23 protein-coding genes are annotated in these 24222 nt (G+C 43.6%); 21 read left to right on the top strand and 2 right to left on the bottom strand.

Annotated elements, in window-relative coordinates:
* The first annotated feature begins 221 nt into the window (after positions 1 to 221).
* The 12 genes from B0180_RS01620 (at position 222) to B0180_RS01565 (ending at position 11474) form a co-directional block, all read left to right on the top strand.
* Positions 222 to 1112 carry a metal ABC transporter solute-binding protein, Zn/Mn family gene (locus B0180_RS01620; protein ID WP_078255365.1) on the top strand — a complete coding sequence of 297 codons (891 nt, stop codon included), beginning with the start codon at positions 222 to 224 and terminating at the stop codon, positions 1110 to 1112.
* A gap of 61 nt (positions 1113 to 1173) precedes the next feature.
* On the top strand, positions 1174 to 1572 hold the full coding sequence (locus B0180_RS01615; protein WP_078255364.1) for an ATP synthase subunit I: 399 nt from the start codon (positions 1174 to 1176) through the stop codon (positions 1570 to 1572).
* Positions 1573 to 2121: 549 nt separating this feature from the next.
* Complete coding sequence (atpB, locus tag B0180_RS01610) at positions 2122 to 2991, top strand: F0F1 ATP synthase subunit A (RefSeq protein WP_049236600.1); 870 nt, start codon at positions 2122 to 2124, stop codon at positions 2989 to 2991.
* 48 nt (positions 2992 to 3039) lie between these two features.
* The gene (gene atpE / locus B0180_RS01605) at positions 3040 to 3285 is read left to right on the top strand and encodes a F0F1 ATP synthase subunit C (protein WP_078255363.1); all 246 of its coding nucleotides are present in this window, start codon (positions 3040 to 3042) and stop codon (positions 3283 to 3285) included.
* An 87-nt stretch (positions 3286 to 3372) separates the two neighbouring features.
* A complete protein-coding gene (locus B0180_RS01600) occupies positions 3373 to 3840 on the top strand; it encodes a F0F1 ATP synthase subunit B (RefSeq protein WP_049236599.1) in 468 nt (155 codons plus the stop codon).
* A 12-nt stretch (positions 3841 to 3852) separates the two neighbouring features.
* The gene (locus B0180_RS01595) at positions 3853 to 4401 is read left to right on the top strand and encodes a F0F1 ATP synthase subunit delta (protein ID WP_078255362.1); all 549 of its coding nucleotides are present in this window, start codon (positions 3853 to 3855) and stop codon (positions 4399 to 4401) included.
* A gap of 34 nt (positions 4402 to 4435) precedes the next feature.
* On the top strand, positions 4436 to 5980 hold the full coding sequence (gene atpA, locus B0180_RS01590) for a F0F1 ATP synthase subunit alpha (RefSeq protein ID WP_049236596.1): 1545 nt from the start codon (positions 4436 to 4438) through the stop codon (positions 5978 to 5980).
* 84 nt (positions 5981 to 6064) lie between these two features.
* Positions 6065 to 6937, top strand: a complete 873-nt coding sequence (atpG, locus tag B0180_RS01585; RefSeq protein ID WP_078255361.1) for a F0F1 ATP synthase subunit gamma — start codon at positions 6065 to 6067, stop codon at positions 6935 to 6937.
* 30 nt (positions 6938 to 6967) lie between these two features.
* Positions 6968 to 8389, top strand: coding sequence for a F0F1 ATP synthase subunit beta (atpD, locus tag B0180_RS01580; protein WP_049236593.1), 1422 nt, complete (start codon positions 6968 to 6970; stop codon positions 8387 to 8389).
* 75 nt (positions 8390 to 8464) lie between these two features.
* Positions 8465 to 8884 (top strand): F0F1 ATP synthase subunit epsilon, encoded by a 420-nt coding sequence (locus B0180_RS01575; protein WP_078255360.1) that lies wholly within the window; start codon positions 8465 to 8467, stop codon positions 8882 to 8884.
* A 116-nt stretch (positions 8885 to 9000) separates the two neighbouring features.
* Positions 9001 to 9693 (top strand): response regulator, encoded by a 693-nt coding sequence (locus B0180_RS01570; protein ID WP_420866050.1) that lies wholly within the window; start codon positions 9001 to 9003, stop codon positions 9691 to 9693.
* A gap of 80 nt (positions 9694 to 9773) precedes the next feature.
* Positions 9774 to 11474: an ATP-binding protein gene (locus tag B0180_RS01565; RefSeq protein ID WP_208609374.1), complete on the top strand. Its 1701-nt coding sequence runs from the start codon at positions 9774 to 9776 to the stop codon at positions 11472 to 11474.
* On the opposite strand, the gene B0180_RS01560 is transcribed toward B0180_RS01565, so the two are convergent.
* Positions 11461 to 12879 carry an ATP-binding protein gene (locus tag B0180_RS01560; protein WP_078255357.1) on the bottom strand — a complete coding sequence of 473 codons (1419 nt, stop codon included), beginning with the start codon at positions 12877 to 12879 and terminating at the stop codon, positions 11461 to 11463. The genes B0180_RS01565 and B0180_RS01560 overlap by 14 nt on opposite strands.
* A gap of 232 nt (positions 12880 to 13111) precedes the next feature.
* Here B0180_RS01560 and rpsP point away from each other — a divergent pair, with 232 nt between their 5' ends.
* The 4 genes from rpsP (at position 13112) to rplS (ending at position 15317) form a co-directional block, all read left to right on the top strand.
* Positions 13112 to 13360 (top strand): 30S ribosomal protein S16, encoded by a 249-nt coding sequence (gene rpsP, locus B0180_RS01555; protein WP_049236583.1) that lies wholly within the window; start codon positions 13112 to 13114, stop codon positions 13358 to 13360.
* A gap of 96 nt (positions 13361 to 13456) precedes the next feature.
* Positions 13457 to 14008 (top strand): ribosome maturation factor RimM, encoded by a 552-nt coding sequence (gene rimM / locus B0180_RS01550; protein ID WP_078255449.1) that lies wholly within the window; start codon positions 13457 to 13459, stop codon positions 14006 to 14008.
* Between the two features lie 60 nt (positions 14009 to 14068).
* Complete coding sequence (gene trmD / locus B0180_RS01545; RefSeq protein WP_078255448.1) at positions 14069 to 14821, top strand: tRNA (guanosine(37)-N1)-methyltransferase TrmD; 753 nt, start codon at positions 14069 to 14071, stop codon at positions 14819 to 14821.
* A 124-nt stretch (positions 14822 to 14945) separates the two neighbouring features.
* Complete coding sequence (gene rplS / locus B0180_RS01540; protein WP_049236582.1) at positions 14946 to 15317, top strand: 50S ribosomal protein L19; 372 nt, start codon at positions 14946 to 14948, stop codon at positions 15315 to 15317.
* 57 nt (positions 15318 to 15374) lie between these two features.
* Here rplS and B0180_RS01535 read toward each other — a convergent pair whose 3' ends face one another.
* Positions 15375 to 15830 carry a pilin gene (locus B0180_RS01535; protein WP_078255447.1) on the bottom strand — a complete coding sequence of 152 codons (456 nt, stop codon included), beginning with the start codon at positions 15828 to 15830 and terminating at the stop codon, positions 15375 to 15377.
* A 413-nt stretch (positions 15831 to 16243) separates the two neighbouring features.
* On the opposite strand from B0180_RS01535, the gene B0180_RS01530 reads away from it, so the two are divergent.
* The 5 genes from B0180_RS01530 to B0180_RS01510 all read left to right on the top strand — a co-directional run bounded on the left by B0180_RS01530 (position 16244) and on the right by B0180_RS01510 (position 24221).
* Positions 16244 to 18868, top strand: a complete 2625-nt coding sequence (locus tag B0180_RS01530) for a bifunctional aconitate hydratase 2/2-methylisocitrate dehydratase (RefSeq protein ID WP_078255356.1) — start codon at positions 16244 to 16246, stop codon at positions 18866 to 18868.
* 164 nt (positions 18869 to 19032) lie between these two features.
* Positions 19033 to 20757, top strand: coding sequence for a urocanate hydratase (gene hutU, locus B0180_RS01525; RefSeq protein ID WP_078255355.1), 1725 nt, complete (start codon positions 19033 to 19035; stop codon positions 20755 to 20757).
* Between the two features lie 95 nt (positions 20758 to 20852).
* Positions 20853 to 21509, top strand: a complete 657-nt coding sequence (locus B0180_RS01520) for a flavin reductase family protein (RefSeq protein ID WP_078255354.1) — start codon at positions 20853 to 20855, stop codon at positions 21507 to 21509.
* 80 nt (positions 21510 to 21589) lie between these two features.
* A complete protein-coding gene (locus tag B0180_RS01515; RefSeq protein WP_078255353.1) occupies positions 21590 to 22891 on the top strand; it encodes a YjiH family protein in 1302 nt (433 codons plus the stop codon).
* Between the two features lie 13 nt (positions 22892 to 22904).
* On the top strand, positions 22905 to 24221 hold the full coding sequence (locus B0180_RS01510) for a YjiH family protein (protein ID WP_078255352.1): 1317 nt from the start codon (positions 22905 to 22907) through the stop codon (positions 24219 to 24221).
* Position 24222 lies beyond the last annotated feature (1 nt).

Below are 24222 nucleotides of genomic sequence, written 5' to 3'. Positions count from 1 at the left end.
ATTTCGTCCATAAATTTATCAATTTGACTGTTGATTGACTTTAACTTTATCAGTTATATTATAGCAGTAATTGTCAATGAAGACCATCATTTCAGGTCATATTTCAAATAAAACCAAGATGTTATCTAACACTTTTAATGGCAGATTTCATGTTATAAAATAACATTTTGATATCAGCTGTGCTATAATTGAATCGTTTTTAGAATTTGGGATGCTTATTAATGATGACATTCAAAACACTAACGCTGTTTAAAAACTCTATGCTATATCGATCTTTAAAAGCGGTGATTGCCTTGCCTATTACTGCGATTTTTTCAGTCTCTGCGATGGCTGGCGTGGTCAGTGTCAGCAATTATCCGCTTGCGCTCTTAAGTCATGAAGTGACCCAAGGTCAGCACGATGCCGAAGTGCTGCTGAGCGCTGGAGATGTGGGGCATCATGGCTCGCTGTCACCCAGTAAAGTCAAACTGGTTGAAGACAGTGATTATGTCATTTGGTTTGGGGAATCGCTTGAGCAAAATTTGGTGAAAACACTGGCAGATGCGCCTAATGCAATTTCATTGCTGCAATTTAATGCCTTTCATCGTCTGCCCTTAAGAAATATTGACGGCAGCCAAAAACCAGATTCAGAAGATGCGCATATTTGGCTTGATCCAGAAAATGCCAAAGCCATCGTGCGTGCATTGGCTGTAGTGCACGGTCATGCCAACCCAGAATATAAAGCCAAATATGCCCAAAATGCGGCAGATTTTGAACGGCGCATGGATGAGGCTGCTCAAAGCGTGCAGGTGAATGGCATGACACCTTATTGGGCGTATCATGATGCGTTTCAGTACATCGAACAGGCGGCAGGGCTGAAATTTGCAGGGGCGCTGACGCCTGACCATCATCTCAATCCAAAAGCCAGTCAATTTAAGCGACTGAATGAAACAAGACCGCAGCCGTCCATGTGCCTTGCGTCTCAAGGGGTGGTCTCAGATGGCATTAAAAATAAGCTTGGCAATGTGAGCGTGGCTGTCATCCAAGAAGACATGAGTGGGATGGGCGAGGATTTTGTCAGTGCGTGGCTAGCACAGGTGGATGCGCTCCAAAAATGTGCTGGCATTAAATAATTCTTGCTTAGCAGAAGGCGGCTCTTTATAATCAAGCCTTTCAACCAACATCTTTAAGATTATGAGCCGTCCTGCCCAACGTAATAAAAAATCTGCCATCTATAAAGCCCAAATGCGCCAAATTTGGGCAGTTTTGGGCGTCATGATCTTTGGCTTGGTGCTAAGCTATGTGATGGCAGATGCCGATAGGCTGATCGCCAAAGGTCTGTCGATCGGCGCTTTGATTGCTTTTATTGGTCAATCGATTTTTACTCGAATCGCTTATCATACCGTAGGTGCTAAGCACTCACGCCAAATCATGCTTAATACTTATTTGGGCTTTGCCATCAAATGGGCGGTCACCTTGGTTTTATTTGCCTTTGTATTTTTAAAGATTCAGCCAATCAGCGCAGCGTCAGTGATTGTGGGGTATATCATCTTGATTCTCAGCCAAAATTTGGCACTCATAAAGATGAAATGATTCTCCATCAAATCCCTACTTGCATCATTTGTATCAGAATTATCAATCAATCATCCTAGATGAGTCATGGCGCCCAAGATGGCAATTGAGTAATTTATCTGTAGCTTTTGTGAAACATTAGATTATTTTAATATAGTAGTAATATTAGCTATCATTGATAAAACTCTTGAAAATAGTTTGATAACAAATTATTTATGCTTAAGAAAATCATAAAATTATGCAATTTTCCCATAAATTTGCAAAATTTCGGCAATAAAATGGCGATTTGCTCTTTACATATTGCCAACACTAAAGTAAGATACTCTGTTAGTTACAAGTGCAATTTATTGTTATGGATTTCATAAGCAGTTATGAAATTCATTGATTTTTTAAATCAATGCAAAAGTATGGATTTTGTCGGAAGTAATGGACAAGGGAAGTACGGTTGATGAACTATTGATCAACCAAGCTGCTAACAATGGATTGAAAAGAGTTAAATGGTAACTTCGTTTTTTGATTTGGCGTTTATCACCAATTTTTCTTTTTTGAGTTAAAAATAAGAAGCTTATTATGGCAGCCGAACAGACATCTACAGAATATATTGCTCACCATTTGACCAACTGGACATTTGGACGCCACCCTGAATTAGGCTGGAAAGTGGCTTATGACGCCGCTGAAGCTCAGCAGATGGGATTTATGGCGATCCACGTGGATTCCATGCTTTGGTCTATTGGTTTGGGTATTTTCTTTTTGGCGCTTTTTTGGGCGGTTGGTCGTAAAGCGACTTCAGGCGTTCCAACTAAGCTACAAGCTTTTATTGAGATGATTGTTGATTTCGTAGACAACAGTGTTCGCGAATCTTACAATGGTCCATCAAAGCTGATAGCACCGCTGTCATTGACGATTTTTGTGTGGATTTTTTTGATGAACTTGATGGACTTGGTGCCTATTGACTGGATTCCAACCACAGCTCAATGGATCGGTTCATTAATGGGTCATGATCCACATCATGTATATTTCAAAATTGTACCAACCACAGATCCGAATATCACTTTGGGTATGGCGATTGGCGTATTTTTCCTAATCATTGGCTTTGGTTTGAAATATAAAGGCGTTGGTGGCTTTATTGCAGAATTTACCTTGCATCCGTTTAGTGCAAAAAATCCAATTTTGCAAGCTATCTTAATCCCGATTAACCTAGTACTTGAAATTGTTACCTTATTAGCAAAACCTATTTCATTGGGTCTGCGTCTATTCGGTAATATGTACGCAGGTGAGCTAATTTTCATCTTGATTGCACTGATGCCATTCTGGATTCAGTGGGCGCTGAGTGTGCCTTGGGCAATCTTCCATATTCTAGTTATTACTCTTCAGGCGTTCGTGTTTATGATGTTGACGATTGTATACTTATCGTTAATCTCAGCAGAATCCGAACATTAATTTCAACCTTTTTTAATAACCCTTGATTTTAGGTCATAAGGAGACATCATGGATCCAGCAATCGCACAGATCACACTACTTGCAGTCGCTCTACTAATCGGTGCAGGCGCACTAGCAACAGGTATCGGTTTTGCTATCCTAGGCGGCAAATTCCTAGAAAGCACTGCTCGTCAACCAGAGCTTGGTTCACAACTACAGACCAAAATGTTCATCGTTGCAGGTCTGCTTGACGCCGTACCAATGATCGGTGTTGGTATCGCAATGCTTCTATTGTTCGCCAACCCATTCGCATAAGCTGAAACCGTCAGTTTAACGACCACCTTTGGGTCTTAGAAACAAAGGTGGGCATCACCTGACTTTCACTAACAACGAGGTGATTGGATGATCAATTTAACCATTTTCGGTCAGCTGATTGCTTTTGCAATCTTTGTGCTATTTTGCATGAAGTTTGTATGGCCACCACTGATCGGCGCGATTAATGAGCGTCAACGTAAAATCGAAGAAGGCTTAAATGCCGCAGAAAAAGCAAAAGCGGATTTGGTTTCTGCTGAAAAGCAAGTAGAAGCGGAATTTGCAGCTGCTAAGACTGAAGCTGCATCTATCATTGAGCGTGCGAATAAAACCGCCAACCAAATGATTGAAGATGCCAAAGAACAAGCCCGTCTTGAAGGCGAGCGCATCATCGCTGCAGCTCATGCAGCTGTAGAGCAAGAAGCTGCCCAGACTCGTGAACAACTACGCTCACAAGTGGCTAGTCTTGCTGTACTCGGTGCTGAAAAGATTTTGCAAGACAAAATCAATGAACAAGAACACGCCAGCATGCTTGAACAGTTGGCGGCTAAGCTGTAATTAGAGGATATCATGGCTGAACTTACTACCTTAGCTAGACCATATGCCAAAGCAGCATTTGATTACGCTAAAGAGCATAATGCAATCAGCAATTGGGAAGCCTTTTTGTCGATTGCAAGCGATGTTGTACGCAATGAAGATTTTGCTTCACTGCTTAACAATCCAGCCATTTCTGCACAACAAAAAGCAGATATTCTGATGGATGCCTATGGCAAATTAACAGCAGAGCAAGCATCTCAAGCGTTGGCCAACTTTACAAAACAGTTGGCAGAGCATGACAGATTGGCACTGATGCCTGAGATCAATGCTCATTACACCAAGCTAAAATCACAAGAGCTTAAACAGGTTGATGCTTACGTAACTTCAGCCTTTCCACTAACCGAAGCTCAAAGTAAGCAGCTTCAAGAGCGATTAGCGCTCTCAACAGGTTCTATCGTTATTTTGCATGAATCTGTAGACCCAAGCTTGTTGGGTGGAGCTACGATCAAGGTGGGTGACAAGTTTACTGATGGCTCAGTGCGTGGCAAGTTAAAACAATTAAAGACTCAGCTAACTGCGTAAGTAGTGAGCTGTCTAAATCAAAGGAAACAAGGCAATGCAACAATTGAATCCAGCCGAAATCAGCAATCTGATTAAGCAGCGTATTCAAGACCTTGACGTAAGCGCAACTGCAAAAACTGAAGGCGTTATCGTCAGTGTCTCTGATGGTATTGTGCAAATCCATGGCCTAGAAGAAGCTATGTATGGCGAGATGATCGAGTTTGAAGGTGGTGTGTACGGTATGGCACTTAACCTTGAACAAGATTCAGTCGGTGCAGTTGTACTGGGTGAATATCTTAGCTTGCAAGAAGGTCAAAAAGCATATTGCACAGGTCGTATTTTGGAAGTACCAGTAGGTCCTGAACTATTAGGTCGTGTCGTCGATGCGCTGGGCAACCCAATCGATGGTAAAGGTCCAATTAATGCAAAATTGACTGATAAAGTCGAAAAAATTGCACCAGGTGTTATTGCTCGTCAATCTGTTGATGAGCCTGTAATGACTGGCTATAAAGCAGTAGATACCATGATTCCTATCGGTCGTGGTCAGCGTGAGCTGATCATTGGCGACCGTCAAACTGGTAAAACTGCCTTGGCAATCGATGCGATCATCGCTCAGAAAAACTCAGGCATTAAGTGTGTGTATGTTGCGGTTGGCCAAAAACGTTCTACCATTGCTAACGTCGTACGTAAGCTGGAAGAAACAGGCGCATTGGCTTATACAACCGTTGTGGTTGCTTCTGCATCTGAGCCAGCAGCGCTTCAGTATATCGCACCTTACTCAGGTTGTACGATGGGTGAGTACTTCCGTGATCGTGGTGAAGATGCACTGATTGTTTATGATGATCTATCAAAACAAGCTGTAGCTTATCGTCAGATTTCCTTGCTGCTACGCCGTCCACCTGGACGTGAAGCTTATCCAGGCGACGTATTTTATCTACACTCACGCCTTCTAGAGCGTGCGTCAAGAGTTAATGCAGATTATGTCGAAGCATTTACTAATGGTGAAGTAAAAGGTAAAACTGGATCTTTGACAGCATTGCCAATCATTGAAACTCAAGCTGGTGACGTATCAGCATTCGTACCAACGAACGTTATTTCTATTACTGATGGTCAGATTTTCCTTGAGTCAAACTTGTTTAACTCAGGTATTCGCCCAGCGGTCAACGCAGGTATTTCAGTATCTCGTGTTGGTGGTGCAGCTCAAACGAAGATTATCAAAAAGCTATCAGGCGGTATTCGTACAGCACTTGCTCAATATCGTGAACTTGCTGCGTTTGCTCAGTTTGCCTCGGATCTAGATGATGCTACTAAGCAGCAGCTAGAGCATGGTGTACGTGTTACTGAGCTGATGAAGCAAAAGCAATATGCACCTATGTCTATTGCTGATCAAGCAGCAGTTATTTATGCATCAAACGAAGGCTATCTGTCTGATGTGCCTGTAGAGAAGATTGGTGCGTTTGAAGAAGCTTTCTTGCGCTATCTTCGCACAGAACACGCTGCATTGATGAATGAAATTGATGAAACTGCCAACTATAACGATGACATCGAAGGTCGTCTAAAAGCTGCGGTTGAGTCATTCAAGGCATCAGCAAGCTACTGATTGTAGCAAAGAAATATGGTGTGTTAAGGGTTTGTTTTAACGCACCATAACCCTTTTTATAATAAGTCCAGTATTGGAATAATTATGGCAAGCTTAAAAGAAATTCGTGCTAAAGTAACCAGCATTAAAAGTACGCAAAAAATTACGCGTGCAATGCAGATGGTGGCTGCCAGTAAGATGCGCCGTGCCCAAGAGCGAATGGAATCGGGTCGTCCGTATTCGGACGGTATGCGCCGTGTCATTTCACATTTAGTGCAAGCGCAATCAGATTATAAGCATCCCTATATGGTTAACCGTCCGGTCAATCGTGTTGGTTTTGTGGTTGTAACTTCTGACCGTGGTCTGGCAGGTGGTTTGAACATCAACCTATTCAAAAACTTGTTAAAAACAGTCAAAAGCTATCAAGAGCAGTCAGTTGAAATTGAATTTGCAGTGATAGGCGCAAAAGGCGTAGGCTTTTTTAAGAACTTTGGTGGTAGAGTAACCTCAGCTGTAACTGATTATGGTGACAATCCCTCACTTGAGCAAATCAACACGCCAGTTCAAGCCATGCTTGATGACTACTTGAATGGAAAATTAGATCGCATTTACTTGGTGTATAACCAGTTTATCAACGCCATGGCGCAAAAACCAGTAGTTGATCAAATTGTACCATTGGCAGAGGGCGAGTTTAATGACAGTGAGCTTCAGGCGCACAGTTGGGATTATATTTATGAGCCGGATACTAAAACGCTCATTGATAGCTTGCTCCTACGCTATATTGAATCTGTGGTCTACCAGTCCGTTCGTGAAAACGTTGCCTCCGAACAGTCGGCTCGTATGGTAGCAATGAAGGCGGCGACAGATAATGCTGGTAACTTAATTAAAGAATTACAGTTGGTTTATAACAAGCTGCGTCAAGCGGCGATTACACGAGAAATCTCGGAAATCGTTGGCGGTGCTGCCGCTGTTTCTTAATTGACTAATTTTAGATAATAGGAGAACGCAATGAGCGGTCGTATTGTACAGATTATTGGCGCGGTTATTGACGTTGAATTTGACCGTGGTCAAGTACCACAAATTTATGACGCATTGAGTGTCGATGGTACAGAAACTACACTTGAAGTGCAACAACAATTGGGTGATGGCGTGGTTCGTACCATTGCTATGGGTTCAACTGAAGGCTTGAAGCGCGGCTTGTCGGTTTCTAACTCAGGTGCGCCAATTTCGGTGCCAGTAGGTCAAGCTACGCTTGGTCGTATTATGGATGTTTTGGGTCGCCCAATCGATGAAGCCGGTCCAGTAAACGCTGCTGAAAAATGGTCTATTCACCGTGAAGCACCAAGCTATGATGAACAATCAAACTCAACCGAACTGTTAGAAACAGGTATCAAGGTGATTGATTTGCTTTGCCCATTTGCTAAAGGTGGTAAAGTTGGTTTGTTCGGCGGTGCGGGTGTTGGTAAGACCGTTAACATGATGGAGCTAATCAACAACATCGCTCTTAAACACTCGGGCTTGTCAGTATTTGCTGGTGTGGGTGAGCGTACTCGCGAAGGTAATGACTTCTACCACGAGATGCAAGAAGCGGGCGTTGTTAATACTGATGACTTTACAAAGTCTAAAGTAGCCATGGTTTATGGTCAGATGAATGAGCCGCCAGGAAACCGTTTGCGCGTTGCTTTGACTGGTCTGACAATGGCTGAATATTTCCGTGATGAAAAAGACGAAGCAACTGGTAAAGGTCGTGACGTTCTACTTTTCGTAGATAATATTTATCGTTATACCTTGGCGGGTACCGAAGTATCAGCACTATTGGGTCGTATGCCGTCAGCTGTAGGTTATCAGCCAACCCTTGCAGAAGAAATGGGTTTGCTACAAGAGCGTATTACATCTACCCAATCAGGTTCGATCACTTCTGTTCAAGCGGTTTATGTACCAGCGGATGACTTGACTGACCCATCACCAGCAACGACATTTGCTCACTTAGACGCAACTGTTGTACTAAGCCGTGACATCGCATCACAAGGTATCTATCCTGCCGTAGACCCACTTGATTCTACTTCACGTCAGCTAGATCCACAGGTCATTGGCGAAGAGCACTATGCAGTCGCTCGTGGCGTACAGGAAGTTTTACAGCGTTATAAAGAGCTAAAAGATATCATCGCAATTTTGGGTATGGATGAGTTGTCAGAAGAAGATAAGCTTGTGGTTTATCGCGCTCGTAAGATCCAGCGCTTCTTGTCTCAGCCATTCCATGTTGCTGAAGTCTTTACTGGCGCGCCAGGTAAATATGTGGCACTTCGTGATACTATTGCTGGCTTTAAAGCGATCATTGAAGGTGAGTATGATGATCTGCCAGAGCAAGCATTCTACATGGTTGGCGGTATTGATGAAGTTGTTGCAAAAGCTGAAAAGCTTAAAGCATAAACTTTTGCAGCCACAGTCAGATAGGGATCTGGCTGTGGCATGATCTAACGACTGCTGATCTATTGGGAGAATGATATGGCAACTTTTAAGTGCCGAGTTGTGAGTGCTAGAGAAGAGTTATATGTTGGTGACATTAGCATGTTGATTGCAAATGGTCACTCTGGCGAGATTGGCATTTTGGCAGGCCATACACCATTCATTACTTTGCTAAAACCAGGTCCTATGCGTATGAAATCTGCCGACGGATCAAGCGAAGAAGTGGTTTATGTGTCGGGTGGCGTGCTTGAAGTGCAGCCTCATTTAGTTACAGTGTTGGCTGACTCTGCAGAACGCGCACATGATTTAGATGAAGCTAAAATCGCTGAGGCTCGTCGTGCTGCTGAGCAGATGCTTGTTAATCAAACAGATACCCTGCAAACAAATGCTGCATTGGCTGCATTGGCAGAATCGGTAGCTCAGCTACAAACCATTCAAAAATATAAAAATCGTGCTTAATGCGCGATTTATATGATTAAATTGTGATAAAATAAAATCAGTTTAGGTTGTTTAGGTTATTGTGGTGACGACATCACTTTAGGATAATTATGACTGCTACCCCTGAAAAAGAAGATATGCCCCGAATCTTAATCGTCGAAGACGATGAAAGATTGGCGATACTTACGCAAGATTATTTGCGAAAAAATGGGCTTGATGTAGCCATTGAGACAGATGGCACTCGCGCCATTCGTCGCATTATCAGTGAGCAGCCTGATTTGGTTGTGTTAGATGTCATGCTGCCTGGAAGTGATGGCCTAACAGTTTGCCGTGAAGTGCGCGCGCACTATCAGCAGCCTATCTTGATGCTGACTGCACGAACTGATGACATGGACCAAGTATTAGGACTTGAGATGGGTGCGGACGATTATGTTGCAAAACCAGCTCAGCCACGTGTGCTATTAGCGCGTATTCGTGCTTTATTGCGCCGTTCTGATACTGTACCATCTGAGACCTCTCCGCAGCGCTTAGAATTTGGTGATCTGGTAATTGATAACGGTGGCCGCTCTGTCACTTTGAATGATGATTTGGTTGATTTTACCAGTGCTGAGTACGATCTATTATGGTTGCTGGCATCTAATGCAGGTCGAATTTTATCGCGTGAAGATATCTTTGAGCGTCTGCGTGGTATTGAATACGATGGCCAAGATCGCTCTATTGATGTTAGAATTTCTCGAATTCGTCCGAAAATTGGCGATGATCCTGAAAATCCTAAGCGGATCAAAACTGTTCGTAGCAAGGGCTATTTGTTTGTCAAAGAAGGCAATTAATTCATGGCATTTTGTTTCGACGGAGTGATTCGTGTGAAGCCAGCTATTGCTGGCTTTCATTTTATCAGGCGCTGTTTGATATGACTTTGGTTAGTTTTACAGAAAGAAGTATCTTTTTTAGAATTTATGCAGGGCTTTTGCTTGTCTGCTTATCTATTGCTTTTTTTGCGTATCTATTGGTAGATACCATCAACCAAGAGCGAGCCCAATCCTACCGAGAAACAGTGGCAACGGGCGTTTTTTATTTGATTGGTCAAGGCGCCATCCACCAGGAAACTGAAGCTCAAAAAAATTATTGGCTAAATGACATCAGTGCTTTGTTTGGGAGTAATTTTGAAATTATTCCCATGAATTCTGTTGAATTTAAAGCCAGAGAAATGCGCCGCATTGAAGAGGCGAAAATTGTCGTACGGTATGATCCCCACACCAATCAATCGACATTTTACCATCATCTTGAGGGTACTGACGAGGTTTTAACAGTCAAATTGTCTCAGGTTGGTGAGCGCCAAGTGCGCGCAATGACGATTTTTTTGTTAGATGATCTGTCTCATTTTCATGGCTATGAGCAAAAAAAAGCTCGCCTTGAATATCTGAGCGAAAAATTCAGCTACCCGATATATCAGCAGTCCATCAATAATTTGCGTCTTGATCATGATCAAATTGCCAGATTAAAACGGGATGAGTTGGTCATTTCTTACCAAGACGGGATTCGAGGTCAAGATTCGACCATCTCATTCATTGTCGCTTCAGAAGTTGAAGATGAGGTGATCGTGGTCGGTCCTTTGGCTTTATTTAATTGGTTTCCGCTGAATCTTTTGGCAAGCGTCGCGCTAATCTGTGTTCTGTTGATCGCGCTTGGTGTGTATGCGCTGATTTTCCCTTTAGAAAGACGACTTCAGCTGCTACAGCTTGGTGTAAATCGGGTAACCCAAGGCAATCTTGATACCAAAGTTCAAGTGGTGGGGCAGGATGACATTGCCAGACTATCAATGACATTTAATGCCATGACTGCGCATATTAAGCGTTTGATTGAGGCACAAAGGGAATTGACTCGTGCCGTTTCGCATGAATTACGCACACCAGTTGCACGCATCCGCTTCGCTGTCGATATGCTTGCTGATACAGACGACGAAGACTCTCGGCAGCTTCAAAAGAAGTTTATTGATGAAGATATCGAGTCATTGAATGAACTGATTGATGAAATTTTGACTTATGCTAAGCTTGAGGAAGGTTCTCCGAAACTTGATTGGGAAATGGTAAATTTACGCGATCTGATTGGGCAGATTGAGCGTGAAACCAATGCCTTGGGTAAGCCTATCAAGCTTGTTTGTAAATTACCACCTGCTAAAGCGGTTGCCATGGCTGATCGTAGATATCTGCATCGCGTGGTTCAAAATTTGGTGGGTAACGCGCTTCGCTACGCGCAATCAACTGTCATGCTAAGCGCTGGCGTTATCAAGGGTGAAGCGTTTATCAGCGTTGAAGATGATGGGCATGGCATCGCAGAAGAAAATCGTGAAAAAGTCTTTATCCCATTTGCCAGATTGGACGATAGCAGAACTCGGGCATCGGGCGGATATGGCTTGGGCTTGTCCATCGTTAGCCGAATTGCTTTTTGGTTCAATGCAAATCTATCGGTAGACGAAAGCCCAACTTTACATGGCGCAAGATTTATCATGACATGGCCTGTTAAACAAGTGGGCGTCGTGGTCGCAGCCGATGAGCTAACCCAAGACAGAGTAGAAAAAACCATCCATCAAAAAGGCACTACGCTGGATTGACTGGCGCAGCGTCAATATCCTCGCTTGATGCATCATTAATTTGAGTCATCAAAGGGATTTTGACACAAACTTGCAATCCGCCATTGGGGTGATTGATGGCCTCAACCACGCCTTGATGAAGATGAGCAATACGGCTGACAATCGCTAATCCCAGACCGCTACCTTGTGTGGTGCGAGCAGACTCACCGCGCTCAAAAGGCTGCATGATCCGCTCAAGCTGATCTTCTGCCACACCCTCGCCTTCATCTTTGACGCATAAAATCAGCGTCGGATAGAGATCAAAGATGCTCTCGTTTTGAGGGTCTTGAGGTGGCGGTGTGATAGTGGCCATCAGATGTATCGGCGGCTCCCCATAGCGAATGGCGTTATTGACCAAATTGACAATGAGGCGCTTGATTGACAGGGGTCTGACAGGAACCGATTGAGTCACTGTAGATTCATATAAGAACGACACGCCATCAAACTGCACCATGATTTCTTTGAATATGGCATCCAAATTGGTTGGCTTGACAGGCTCATCTGAGCCATCTTTCATAAAAGATATGAATTGCTCTAAAATGGCGTCCATATCTTCAATATCATAAACCAGTCCTTCACGAAAAAACTCATCTGGCAGCATCTCAGCAGTCAATCGCATACGAGTTAAAGGCGTGCGCAGATCATGACTGATCCCTGCAAGCATAATTGTACGTTCTTTTTGAGCTTGATTGAGTGTGGTAAACAGCCGATTAAATGCCGTATTGGCTTTGCGAATTTCGTTGGGTCCTTTTTGGGTAGGTAGGGTGGTCGCGTGCCCATGGGTGATATAGTCATTAGCCGCTCGCTCAAGTTTTTTGAGCGGACGATTGAGCCCCCGCACCAATACCCAAATGGTAAAAATTGTCAGCAAAGGAATGCCAAACAAAAATCCAAAAATAACGCCGGTACTGTACTGAGAGTAGTGCATCATCGGCTCTCGAATCCAGATATCAGGATGGGCGCTATCATGAATCCAAAGCTTTGGCGTGGGTTTGAACTTAAAATACACCTTAACTTCTCGACCAAGCGACCTTGATATTTCTTCTGCCATGATGTCAGTCAGGCGAGTCACGACGGGTTTATCATTGATATCAGGAAAATCACTTGGGGTATTAACAATCTCAATGTGCGTATTGCTTTTTAGCCAGTGCATAAACTCAGGGTTATTTTGCCAATCATCTTCAATGGAAGTTAATAATTTGATCTCTGTTGATAAATAACTGGCATGGTTTTTTAGCTCAGGCAAATATAGGCTGCGCCAAAACAACCATATGGATAGCGTCACACTGACAAACACAATAAAACACACCATAATCAAGGTTTGCAAGGTGTTAGAATACAGCTTATAATGCAATTTGGATAAAAAAAGTCGAAAAGTTTTATTCATGGTGAGCAGCCTGTGATTTTCCCAAAGTTATTTTAGCACAGCTTGAGCTGAGCTTTTTGAGCAAATTTTTGTAAAAATTCATTTTTTGCTTTTAACTTGAGTAATTTCTTGCTATAATTACGCTTTTAGTGGTTCAGGTTCGAACGGCTCATCCTCATCTTTATCGAATCTGTATCATGCTCTAATTCTTGCAAATGATTTTTAGATTTTTATTTTACAAAAGAGAGTTATCATGGTAGTTATTCGTCTAGCTCGTGGCGGTTCAAAAAAGCGTCCATTCTATCAAGTTGTTGTTGCCGATAAGCGCGCTTCACGCGATGGTCGTTTTATCGAAAAGATTGGTTTTTTCAACCCAATGGCACGTGGTCAAGAAGTTGAAACTCGCATTGATCTAGAAGCTTACAATGCGTGGATTGCTAAAGGTGCACAGCCAACTGAGCGTGTTGCTTCAATTGTTAAAGCATTGAACAAAGCAGCTTAATCGCGCTTTGATTTTACGGTTTGCGTTCATGGGAGCGTAAACCGTTTTGTGTTATTTATTATCACAATTTTACAGTAAGCGATCACCACCTTGACTATAAAAGCAAACTCTTCTAAAACCGTCGCCCCTGAGGCTTCAGAACTGGTTAAGATTGCCACTTTAAAAAAGCCTTACGGTATCAAAGGTTGGCTTTGGGTTTTTAGTGAGACGGATCAAAGAGACAGTATCTTTGAGATGCAGCCTTGGTGGATGAAAACTGCCACAGGCTTTAAGCCGATCACCGTGAAAGATTGGCGTGTGCAAGGTCAGGGGTTGGTGGCTTGTTTTCATGAGATTACTGATCGTAATGTCGCTGAAACCATGAATGGTGCAACCATTTGGGTTTCTAAAGACAGCTTTCCTAAGCTTGAGGAAGATGAGTATTACTGGTCGGATTTGATCGGGCTTACCGTCATTAATGAACAAGGTGAAAATCTTGGCATCATCAAAGAGATGTTTGAGACGGGTGCGCACGAAATTATCTCGCTAAAGCCAACCCCTCAAAGCATTGATGATGAGGCACGCTTGATTCCTTGGCATAGTGATGTGGTGCTCTTGGTTGATCTACCTAATAAAACCATGCTTGTCGCTTGGGGATCTGATTATTAATTATTTGTCGTTTTAATCCTTTTTGGGGATTGAAACTGATCAGCATTTGGGGTGGCTGCTGTGTTTTTTGCGGTGATCAGTATTCTGCCAGAGATGTTTAGCGCCATCAAAGACTTTGGCGTGGTAGGTCGCGCGGTCAAAAATGAACAAGTGGTTATCCATGTGATTAATCCAAGGGATTTTACCACCGATAATTACCGTCGGATTGATGAACGCCCATTTGGCGGTGGTCCTGGTATGGTCATGATGGCAGAGCCACTTGAAAAAGCGATCATACATGCTCAAGATTTGGCTAAGCAGGCAGGCTGTGACATCCACAATGGTCAATGCCCTGTGGTATATCTCTCACCTCAAGGAGAGACTTTGAGCGAGCCTTTGGTGGCTAGCATGCCAAGCTTGGATGGCATGATATTGTTATGCGGTCGGTATGAGGGGATTGATGAGCGGCTCATTGCGCGCTATGTGGACAAAGAAATCTCCATTGGCGACTATGTGCTAACGGGCGGTGAGCTGCCTGCCATGGTCTTGATGGACAGCGTGATTCGTCGACTACCTAAGGTCATGGGTGATGATCTGTCGGCTGAGCAAGACTCTTTTGTGGATGGGCTTTTGGATTGCCCTCATTATACTAAGCCACTTGAGTTTCATGGCGAAGCGGTGCCATCTGTCTTACTTTCTGGGCATCATGCCAATATTGCCAAATGGCGGTTTTTAGAACAAGTTAAGCGTACTAAGGCACGTCGCCCAGAGCTTTGGAAAAACTTTACACCCAATAAACAGCAAGCCAAGTGGCTAAAAGACTTGGAAGATTAATTAAATCTGTATGGTTCAGAGACAGCGCGCGTGATGCCGCTTTATTAACGATGGTATGCGACTTTTTAACCATTGCATTAGCAAAAAAGTTTTAGCCTCTGCCATGATTATCAGGAGAAATCTTGTGAGTAACAAACATCCTTTAGTACAAGTTGTTGAAAATGCACAACTAAAAGACCACCCAGCTTTCGCACCAGGCGACACTGTTGTTGTTCAAGTGAAGGTTCGTGAAGGCGATCGTGAGCGTTTACAGGCTTTTGAAGGCGTTGTCATCGCTAAGCGTAATCGCGGTCTAAACTCTGCATTCACCGTTCGCAAAATCTCAAGCGGTGTTGGTGTTGAGCGTGCATTCCAACTACATTCACCATTGATCGCTAGCATCGAAGTGAAGCGTCGTGGTGATGTTCGCCGTGCCAAATTGTACTACTTGCGTGAGCGTTCAGGTAAATCTGCGCGTATCAAAGAAAAATTGGGTGCGCGTAAAGACGCAGAATAATCTGCTCTCTACCATATCCAAAAATCCCCAAGTTCAGGCTTGGGGATTTTTATTTGCTTAATTAAGTCCTGGAGTTGCTTGAGATGTCGTAGTGCTTAGTTCACAGCCTTTTGGTCTAAAATCATCATCTACATCGGTTTCGCATATCCAACCTTTTTCAGATGAATGCTTCCAGATTAGCTGTTTATTATGTAGGGCGCTGGCGGCGTTACCACTAAAAACAGCTTTAATGGTGCTTTCAGTATTGCCTTCATTTGGTAAAGTAACAGTTGGCTTGTTGTCTTGCATCAAGTCACTATTTATTGTATCTGCCTTACAATTTTCAGCGTTGAGACCTTGAAGCAAGCACATCTCAACAGCAGCGCGCAGCTGACTGGTTTCCATCATCACACGATTAACTTGAGCGGTAATGGTATGCTTTTGATATTGAGGTATGGCAAACATCGCCAAAACGCCAATAATCAATACGACAATCATCAGCTCTATCAGGGTAAAACCTTGCTGTGCCTTCATAAACTTATCCAAAAAATTAAAAGTGCTCATTTTGCCACACCATTTATCAATATACAATAAAAATTTATTAAAAATGAATTGCTTGGTCATCAATATGATATTGCAAGCCGCATCACCAGTTTAATAGTAATAAGGTGTCGCCTTAAAGATACATCATCCATCAAATCTACAGTACTGTATCAGATGTTTAGACATATTTATTAATTTAATGGGATATTTTTTAAATAAATGTCGATTATCTTGGGATATATTTTGTAATTATCGCGGTTTTGGGCTATTATTATAAGTGGAAAAGTAACACTTGTTTATGTTCAAAAACAAGTAAGGTTATCTTTAGGCACTTGTAAGTATAATGATCAGTCATCGACTTACAAGCACCGATTAAGATTGTTTAGTTTAAAAGAGGATATGCTATGTTAGAACAATATAGAGCTCATGTTGAAGAGCGTGCAGCATTAGGCGTGCCACCACAGCCATTGACTGATGTACAAACTGCCGATTTGGTTGAGCTGCTAAAAAATCCACCAGCAGGCGAAGAAGACTATTTGGTGGACTTGCTTGAAAATCGCGTTCCAGCAGGCGTTGACCAAGCCGCTTATGTCAAAGCTGCGTTTTTATCTGCCATTGCAAAAGGTGAGACCACCTCTCCTCTGATCTCAAAAGAGCGTGCCGTGTATCTATTGGGCACTATGCTGGGCGGTTATAATGTTGCGCCACTGGTAGAATTGCTTGATAATGAAGAGTTGGGCGGCTTGGCAGCTGAAGCACTCAAAAAAACCTTGTTGGTTTTTGATGCTTTCCATGATGTCGAAGAAAAAGCCAAAGCAGGTAATGCCAACGCCAAAGCCGTGCTAGAATCATGGGCAGAGGCTGAGTGGTTCACTAGCCGTCCTGAAGTACCAGAAGAAATCACCATCACTGTATTTAAAGTGACTGGCGAAACCAACACTGACGATCTATCACCTGCACAAGATGCTTGGAGCCGTCCTGACATTCCATTGCACGCCAACGCCATGCTAAAAAATGAGCGTGATGGCATTGAGCCTGAGCAGCCAGGTGTTGTAGGTCCGCTTACCCAGATCAAAGACTTGATTGCTAAAGGCAATCCTGTGGCGTATGTAGGTGATGTTGTGGGTACAGGCTCAAGCCGTAAATCTGCAACCAACTCAGTGCTATGGTTCTTTGGTGATGAAATCCCTCACATTCCAAATAAAAAAGATGGCGGCGTGTGCTTAGGCGGAAAAATTGCTCCAATTTTCTTTAATACCATGGAAGATGCAGGTGCACTGCCTGTTGAGATTGATGTTACCGAGATGAACATGGGTGATGAAGTTACCCTGAAAATCAATCACGAAACCGCTGTAGTGACTGCTTTTAAAGAGGGTCAGCAAATCGCTGAATCACCACTTAAAACGCCTGTGCTGTTAGACGAAGTGCGTGCTGGTGGTCGTATTAACCTAATTATCGGTCGCAGCTTGACGACCAAAGCTCGTGAATCATTGGGTCTAGAGCCTTCTACCTTGTTCCGCACCCCAGATCAACCTGCTGATACAGGTAAGGGCTTTACTTTGGCACAAAAAATGGTCGGTCGCGCTTGCGGTTTGCCAGAAGGTCAAGGTATCCGCCCAGGCACCTATTGCGAACCTAAGATGACAACAGTTGGCTCGCAAGATACCACAGGTCCAATGACTCGTGATGAGCTGAAAGATTTGGCTTGCTTGGGCTTTTCATCTGACCTAGTGATGCAGTCTTTCTGTCATACCGCCGCTTATCCTAAGCCGATTGATGTTGTCACGCATCATACCTTGCCTGACTTTATCATGAATCGTGGTGGTGTGAGCTTGCGTCCAGGTGACGGCGTCATCCACTCATGGCTAAACCGTATGCTACTGCCTGATACTGTGGGTACTGGCGGTGACTCTCATACTCGTTTCCCGATCGGTATCTCATTCCCAGCGGGTTCAGGCTTGGTTGCCTTTGCGGCAGCGACAGGTGTGATGCCATTGGATATGCCAGAGTCTGTGTTGGTTAAGTTCAAAGGTAAAATGCAGCCTGGCATCACCTTGCGTGATCTGGTTCATGCCATTCCTTACTATGCCATCCAAGAAGGCGATCTAACGGTTGAGAAAAAAGGTAAGAAAAACATTTTCTCAGGTCGTATCCTTGAGATTGATCTGACCGAAATGGAAAATGACCTGACTGTTGAGCAAGCATTTGAGCTGTCTGATGCCTCAGCTGAACGCTCAGCTGCAGGCTGTGCCATCACGGTATCAGAAGAAAAAGTCGCTGAATACTTGCGCTCAAACATTGTCATGCTTAAGTGGATGATCGCTGAAGGCTACGGTGATGCGCGTACCTTGTCTCGCCGCGCTGAAAACATGCAAAAATGGCTTGATAACCCAAGCCTGATGAAAGCTGATCCAGATGCTGAATACGCTAAAGTTTACGAGATCGATCTATCTGAAATCAAAGAGCCGATCTTGTGCTGCCCAAATGACCCAGATGATGCTAAGCTATTGTCTGAAGTGGCAGGCGATAAGGTTGATGAAGTATTCATCGGCTCATGTATGACTAACATCGGTCACTTCCGTGCTGCAGGTAAGCTTCTATCAGAAGTACCAGCAGGTAGCTTGACGACTCGTATGTGGATTGCGCCACCAACTAAGATGGATGAGCGCCAGTTGATGGATGAAGGCTACTATAATACTTACGCTCAAGCCGGTGCACGTACAGAAATGCCAGGCTGCTCGCTTTGTATGGGTAACCAAGCGCGTATCGCTCCAAACTCAACAGCGGTTTCAACTTCGACACGTAACTTCCCGAACCGCTTAGGTCAAGGCGCTAATGTTTACTTGGCGTCTGCAGAGCTTGCGTCTGTAGCAGCGGTTATCGGTAAGCTGCCAACAGTTGAAGAATATCAAAAATATGCAGGCAAGCTTGATAATATGCAAGCAGAGGTATATAACTATCTGAACTTTGATCAGATGGCTGACTATACTGGTAAAGCTGACAAAATCGACGTCGCTCAGCTTAGCTAAGATATCATAACCATCCAAAATACCGTTATCTGATGATGACGGTATTTTTTTTGCGTTTAAAATTTAAAAAATAATTTGCATAGACAATTATTATTTGCTATTATTAGTATATACAACTTAACGCCATTTTTATCAAGTTAAATTCTAGTAAAAAGGATATTATTATGACCAAATTCACTCGCACTGACACCAGCCGTGTCATCCAAGCGCCCACAGGCACAAGCTTGACTTGCAAAAGCTGGCTGACCGAAGCGCCATATCGCATGATCCAAAATAACCTACATCCTGATGTTGCCGAAAATCCCCAAAGCCTTGTGGTGTACGGTGGCATTGGGCGTGCTGCACGCAACTGGGAGTGTTATGACAAAATCTTGGAGACACTCACCGAACTTGAAGATAACCAAACCTTGCTGATCCAATCTGGCAAACCTGTGGGCGTGTTTAATACGCATGCGAATGCGCCGCGTGTACTGATCGCCAACTCAAACCTTGTGCCACGCTGGGCGACGTGGGAGCATTTTAATGAGCTTGACCGCAAAGATTTGTTTATGTATGGGCAGATGACCGCAGGCAGCTGGATTTATATTGGCACACAAGGGATTGTGCAGGGCACTTATGAGACCTTTGCTGAAGCAGGACGACAGCATTTTGGTCATGGTCAAGATAAAAGCACTGATAATTGGAAGGGTCGCTGGATTTTGACCGCAGGGCTTGGTGGTATGGGCGGCGCTCAGCCGCTGGCGGCGACCTTTGCAGGGGCTGTGTCACTGAATATCGAATGCCAGCAATCCAGCATTGATTTTCGCTTGCGCACAGGCTATGTGGATAAGCAAGCTCGTGACCTTGACCACGCTTATGAGCTCATCAAAGAGCATACCGACAAAGGCGAAGCGGTATCGATTGCCTTACTTGGTAATGCCGCCGAAATTTTGCCACAAATTGTTGAGCGCGCCAAAAACGCTGGTGACAACAAACACTTTAAGCCTGACTTTGTCACCGACCAAACATCTGCCCACGATTTGATCAATGGCTATTTGCCAATCGGCTGGACGGTCGATGAGTGGAAGGCGGCACAAGCCGATCCAAGCCAACACGAAAAATTGACCCAAGCAGCTGCCAAGTCGTGTGCGGTGCATGTACAAGCCATGCTCGATCTGCAAGCCATGGGCGTGCCTGCCACTGACTATGGTAATAATATTCGTCAAGTCGCCTTTGATGAAGGGGTGAAAAATGCCTTTGATTTCCCTGGCTTTGTCCCTGCTTATATCCGTCCGTTATTTTGTCAAGGTAAAGGTCCATTTCGCTGGGTTGCATTGTCTGGCGATCCAGAAGACATTTACAAGACTGACCAAAAGATCAAAGAGCTGTTCCCTGATAATCAGCATGTGCATAACTGGCTGGATATGGCAAAAGATCGCATTCATTTTCAGGGCTTGCCGGCGCGTATCTGCTGGCTTGGTCTTGGCGAGCGAGACAAAGCAGGCTTGGCGTTTAATGAAATGGTGAAAAACGGCGAACTAAAAGGTCCGATCGTCATTGGTCGAGATCACCTAGATACGGGTTCTGTGGCAAGCCCCAACCGAGAAACCGAATCGATGAAAGACGGCACGGATGCGGTGTCTGACTGGGCTTTGTTAAATGGTATGCTGAATGTGGCAGGTGGCGCCACTTGGGTGTCTTTGCACCATGGCGGGGGTGTCGGCATGGGTTACTCTCAGCATTCTGGCATGGTGATTGTCGCTGACGGTACGGATGAAGCCGCCGCGCGCTTAGCCAATGTGCTCGTGAATGACTGTGGCAGTGGTGTGATGCGCCATGCCGATGCTGGCTATGAGCTTGCCATTGAAACTGCCAAAAATTATGGATTAAAGTTGCCGATGTTTGAATAATTATTAAGAATGCTGCTAGATTTATTGTGCAATGATTTAGTAGTAAGGGTGCCTGTCCCTGTATGTAAATTGCACTGAACAATATGGAGTTTGTTATGAAATATATGCCTGATATAGAGAAATGCCCGTTGCCATTCTCTCCCTTCAAAAGCTGTACAGTACCACGTCCTATAGGTTGGCTATCATCAATTAGCCCGGAAGGTGTTGAGAATTTGGCTCCCTACAGCCAATGGCAAAATTTAACTTTTGATCCTCCAATGGTCATGTTTGCTGCCAATCAATATCCTGATGGTAGAAAAAAAGATACAGTGATTAATGCTGAAAAAACAGGTTGGTTTGTATGGAATATGGCAACTTGGGATTTGCGTGAAGCAATGAATATCTCATCAATGGCTCTCCCTTATGGTGAAAGTGAAATTGAGCGAGCAGGTTTAACAACTATTAAGGCAGACTTAAGTGATGTTCCTATGATTGCAGAAAGCCCATGTCACTTTGAGTGTAAATATATTGCAACACATCATATTCCTGGCAGTTCAGAAGTTGGTACAATTGATATTGTCTACGCACAAGTTATGAAAATTCATATCAAAGATGAATTTATTACACCTGATGGCAAACTTGATATTAAAAAAATCAGACCAATTGCTAGAATGGGTTATTATGATTATGCTGTAATTGAGGATACCTTTGAAATGAGAATACCTGAAGCCTCTGATTTGGAAAGTGCGGGTTTGGAAGGCCGTTCCTGGTAATATTATTGTTTTAAAAGCAGTAATGCAGGTGCGATTCCTATGTTGCTGCTTAATCAATTTAAAGTTTAAGGGAGTAGACTATGGGAAAACAGCATACAGTAAAACAGTGGTTTCAATTGCTTATACCTAGCACTTTTGGCGTAGCCATATTTTTTGTTCCAGTTAGTATAGGTGATAAAAATACAATTTTATTGGATCATTTCGTGATATGGGCTGAAAAGCTATTAGGTGATTATGCTGGGTGGTATGCCCTGTTTTTAATTATTGGTGGATGTGTTCATTCTGTAAAAAATAAATTCTGGCAAAAGGGTATTGGTTCAATTATATTCGCGCTATTTAAATTTGCTGGCATTATTATGGCGGCTATGGTAATGACAAAATCCGGGCCTGTTGTACTTTATGAACCTTTTATGCTTGAATTTTTATGGAAGGCATTAGTTATCCCTGTCGCTATCCTTGTGCCGATAGGTGCATTATTTATGCCTTTACTTGTCAACTATGGTCTAGTGGAGCTGGCAGGTGGATTATCACAGCCATTTATGCGCCGACTTTTTCATATCCCTGGTAGGTCTGCGATTGATGCAGTGGCGTCTTTCGTAACGAGCTTTGCAGTTGGTTTATTAATTACCAATAAAGCTTACTTAAATGGTGAGTATTCTGCCAAGGAAGCGGCAATTATCGCTACAGGTTTTTCTACGGTATCTGTAGCATTTATGGTGATTGTTGCTAGAACATTGGATTTAATGGATATCTGGTCAGTATTCTTTATCGCAACATTGATCACAACGATTATTGTTACCGCCATTAGTGCACGATTACCTCCTATTTCAAGGATGAGCGAAACTGCAATTAACTCTGAAATAATTGCAAAAAAGGGCGAAAGATTAAAAACAGCAATAAATGAAGCGATTAGAGTAGCCAACCAGCCCAAAAGACCCAGAGAACTTATCAAAGAAACATTGCAAGACGGCCTGGTCATGACCATGACTATCCTACCAACCATCTTATCTATTGGAACGCTAAGCCTACTGATAGAAAAATATACACCTGTGTTTGATTGGGTTGGTTATGCTTTTTATCCGATTACTTTAATATTTGGCATAGACAATGGGCTGGAATTATCCGCCGCCGTTTCTACAAGCTATTCAGAAATGTTTTTGCCTGCCTTAATTATGGCGGAATCTGATATAGTGTCCCGTTTGGTTTCAGGAATTGTTGCCATTTCCTCAATTTTGTTTGTCGCTGCATCGATCCCGTGTATTATGGCGACACAAATACCACTGTCATTTTATGCCTTGACACTCATTTGGTTTATTCGTACAGCGCTATCTATGTTAGTATCTATACCATTAGCTATGTTAATCTCTCATTTTCTAATTTAAATTTAGGTCTAGGATGTTTAATCAGCCTCTTAAGTCAAACACCTTAGCCGTCATACAAATGACTGGATTTAGCTTATTGGGCATCGCGCTGTTTTTTGTGCCGATCACCATCGGTGGCAAGCGCACCATTGCTTTTGATCATATGGCTGGCTACTTGGTGAACCAGCAGCGCACCTTGGCTGTCATTTTGTTATTTTTACTCATGATCTATGGCGTTGCCAAGCCGTTTGTTTCTGGGACATGGCGCTCAAATGCGACCAATATGATTTTAAGTGCGTTTAAAGTATTGGGTTTGATCTTAGCGGTCATGTATGTGACAGGCACTGCGCCTGACATACTGATGACCAAAGACATGCTGCCATTTTTGTTTGAAAAATTAGCGTTGCCAGTTGGTATGATCATTCCCATTGGCGCACTCATGCTGTCCTTTTTGATTGCTTTTGGCTTGCTTGAGATGATGGGCGTGATTATGCAGCCTGTGATGAGACCGATTTGGCGGACTCCTGGCTCGTCGGCGATAGACGCTGTGGCGTCATTTGTGGGCAGCTATTCTGTCGGTCTTTTGATTACGGATCGTGTGTATCTCAAAGGGGCGTACTCTGCCAAAGAAGCGGCGATCATCGCCACTGGATTTTCGACGGTTTCGACAGCATTTGTGGTGATTGTCGCTAAGACTTTGGAGTTGATGCCGTTTTGGAATGTATATTTTTGGTCGTGTCTGGTCATTACTTTTTTGGTGACAGCGATCACAGCTCGCCTGCCGCCCATTAGAAATATGGATGATCAAAAAACCATGGCTGATGAAATTGAGTTTAATCATTCACGCCTAAGTCACGCATGGCAAACAGGTGTCCAAACCGCCAAAAGTGCGCCGCCGCTGTATCGAGTTTTGGGACAAAATCTTTGGGATGGCATCCAAATGTCTGCAGCGGTCGTGCCTGCCATCATTGCCATTGGCTTATTTGGATTATTATTAGAAAAGTACACGCCCGTTTTTGACATTCTTGGCTTAGCGTTGGTGCCGTTTACTTGGCTGGGGGGATTGTCCGATCCTATGGGCGCTGCCAAAGGCTTGTCTTCTGGTCTGGCAGAGATGTTTTTACCTGCGCTTTTATTGGCTCAAAGCGATGTCTTGACCCGTTATGTGACCGCAGTAGTGTCGGTCTCCTCGGTGGTCTTTTTTTCGGGCATGGTGCCTTGTGTATTGGCAACCAAAATCCCTTTGTCTGTCGCTAAAATGGTCTTAATCTGGTTCATACGCGTTGCATTGAGTATTTTATTTGCTTGTGCGTTTGGTCATTTGGCGATACATTTGGGCTGGATCTATTAAT

Source organism: Moraxella canis, assembly GCF_002014965.1.
In the GTDB taxonomy this organism is placed as follows: Bacteria; Pseudomonadota; Gammaproteobacteria; order Pseudomonadales; family Moraxellaceae; genus Moraxella; species Moraxella canis.
Note: the sequence above shows the minus strand (reverse complement) of the source record. Positions and strands in the feature narration are given on the sequence as shown.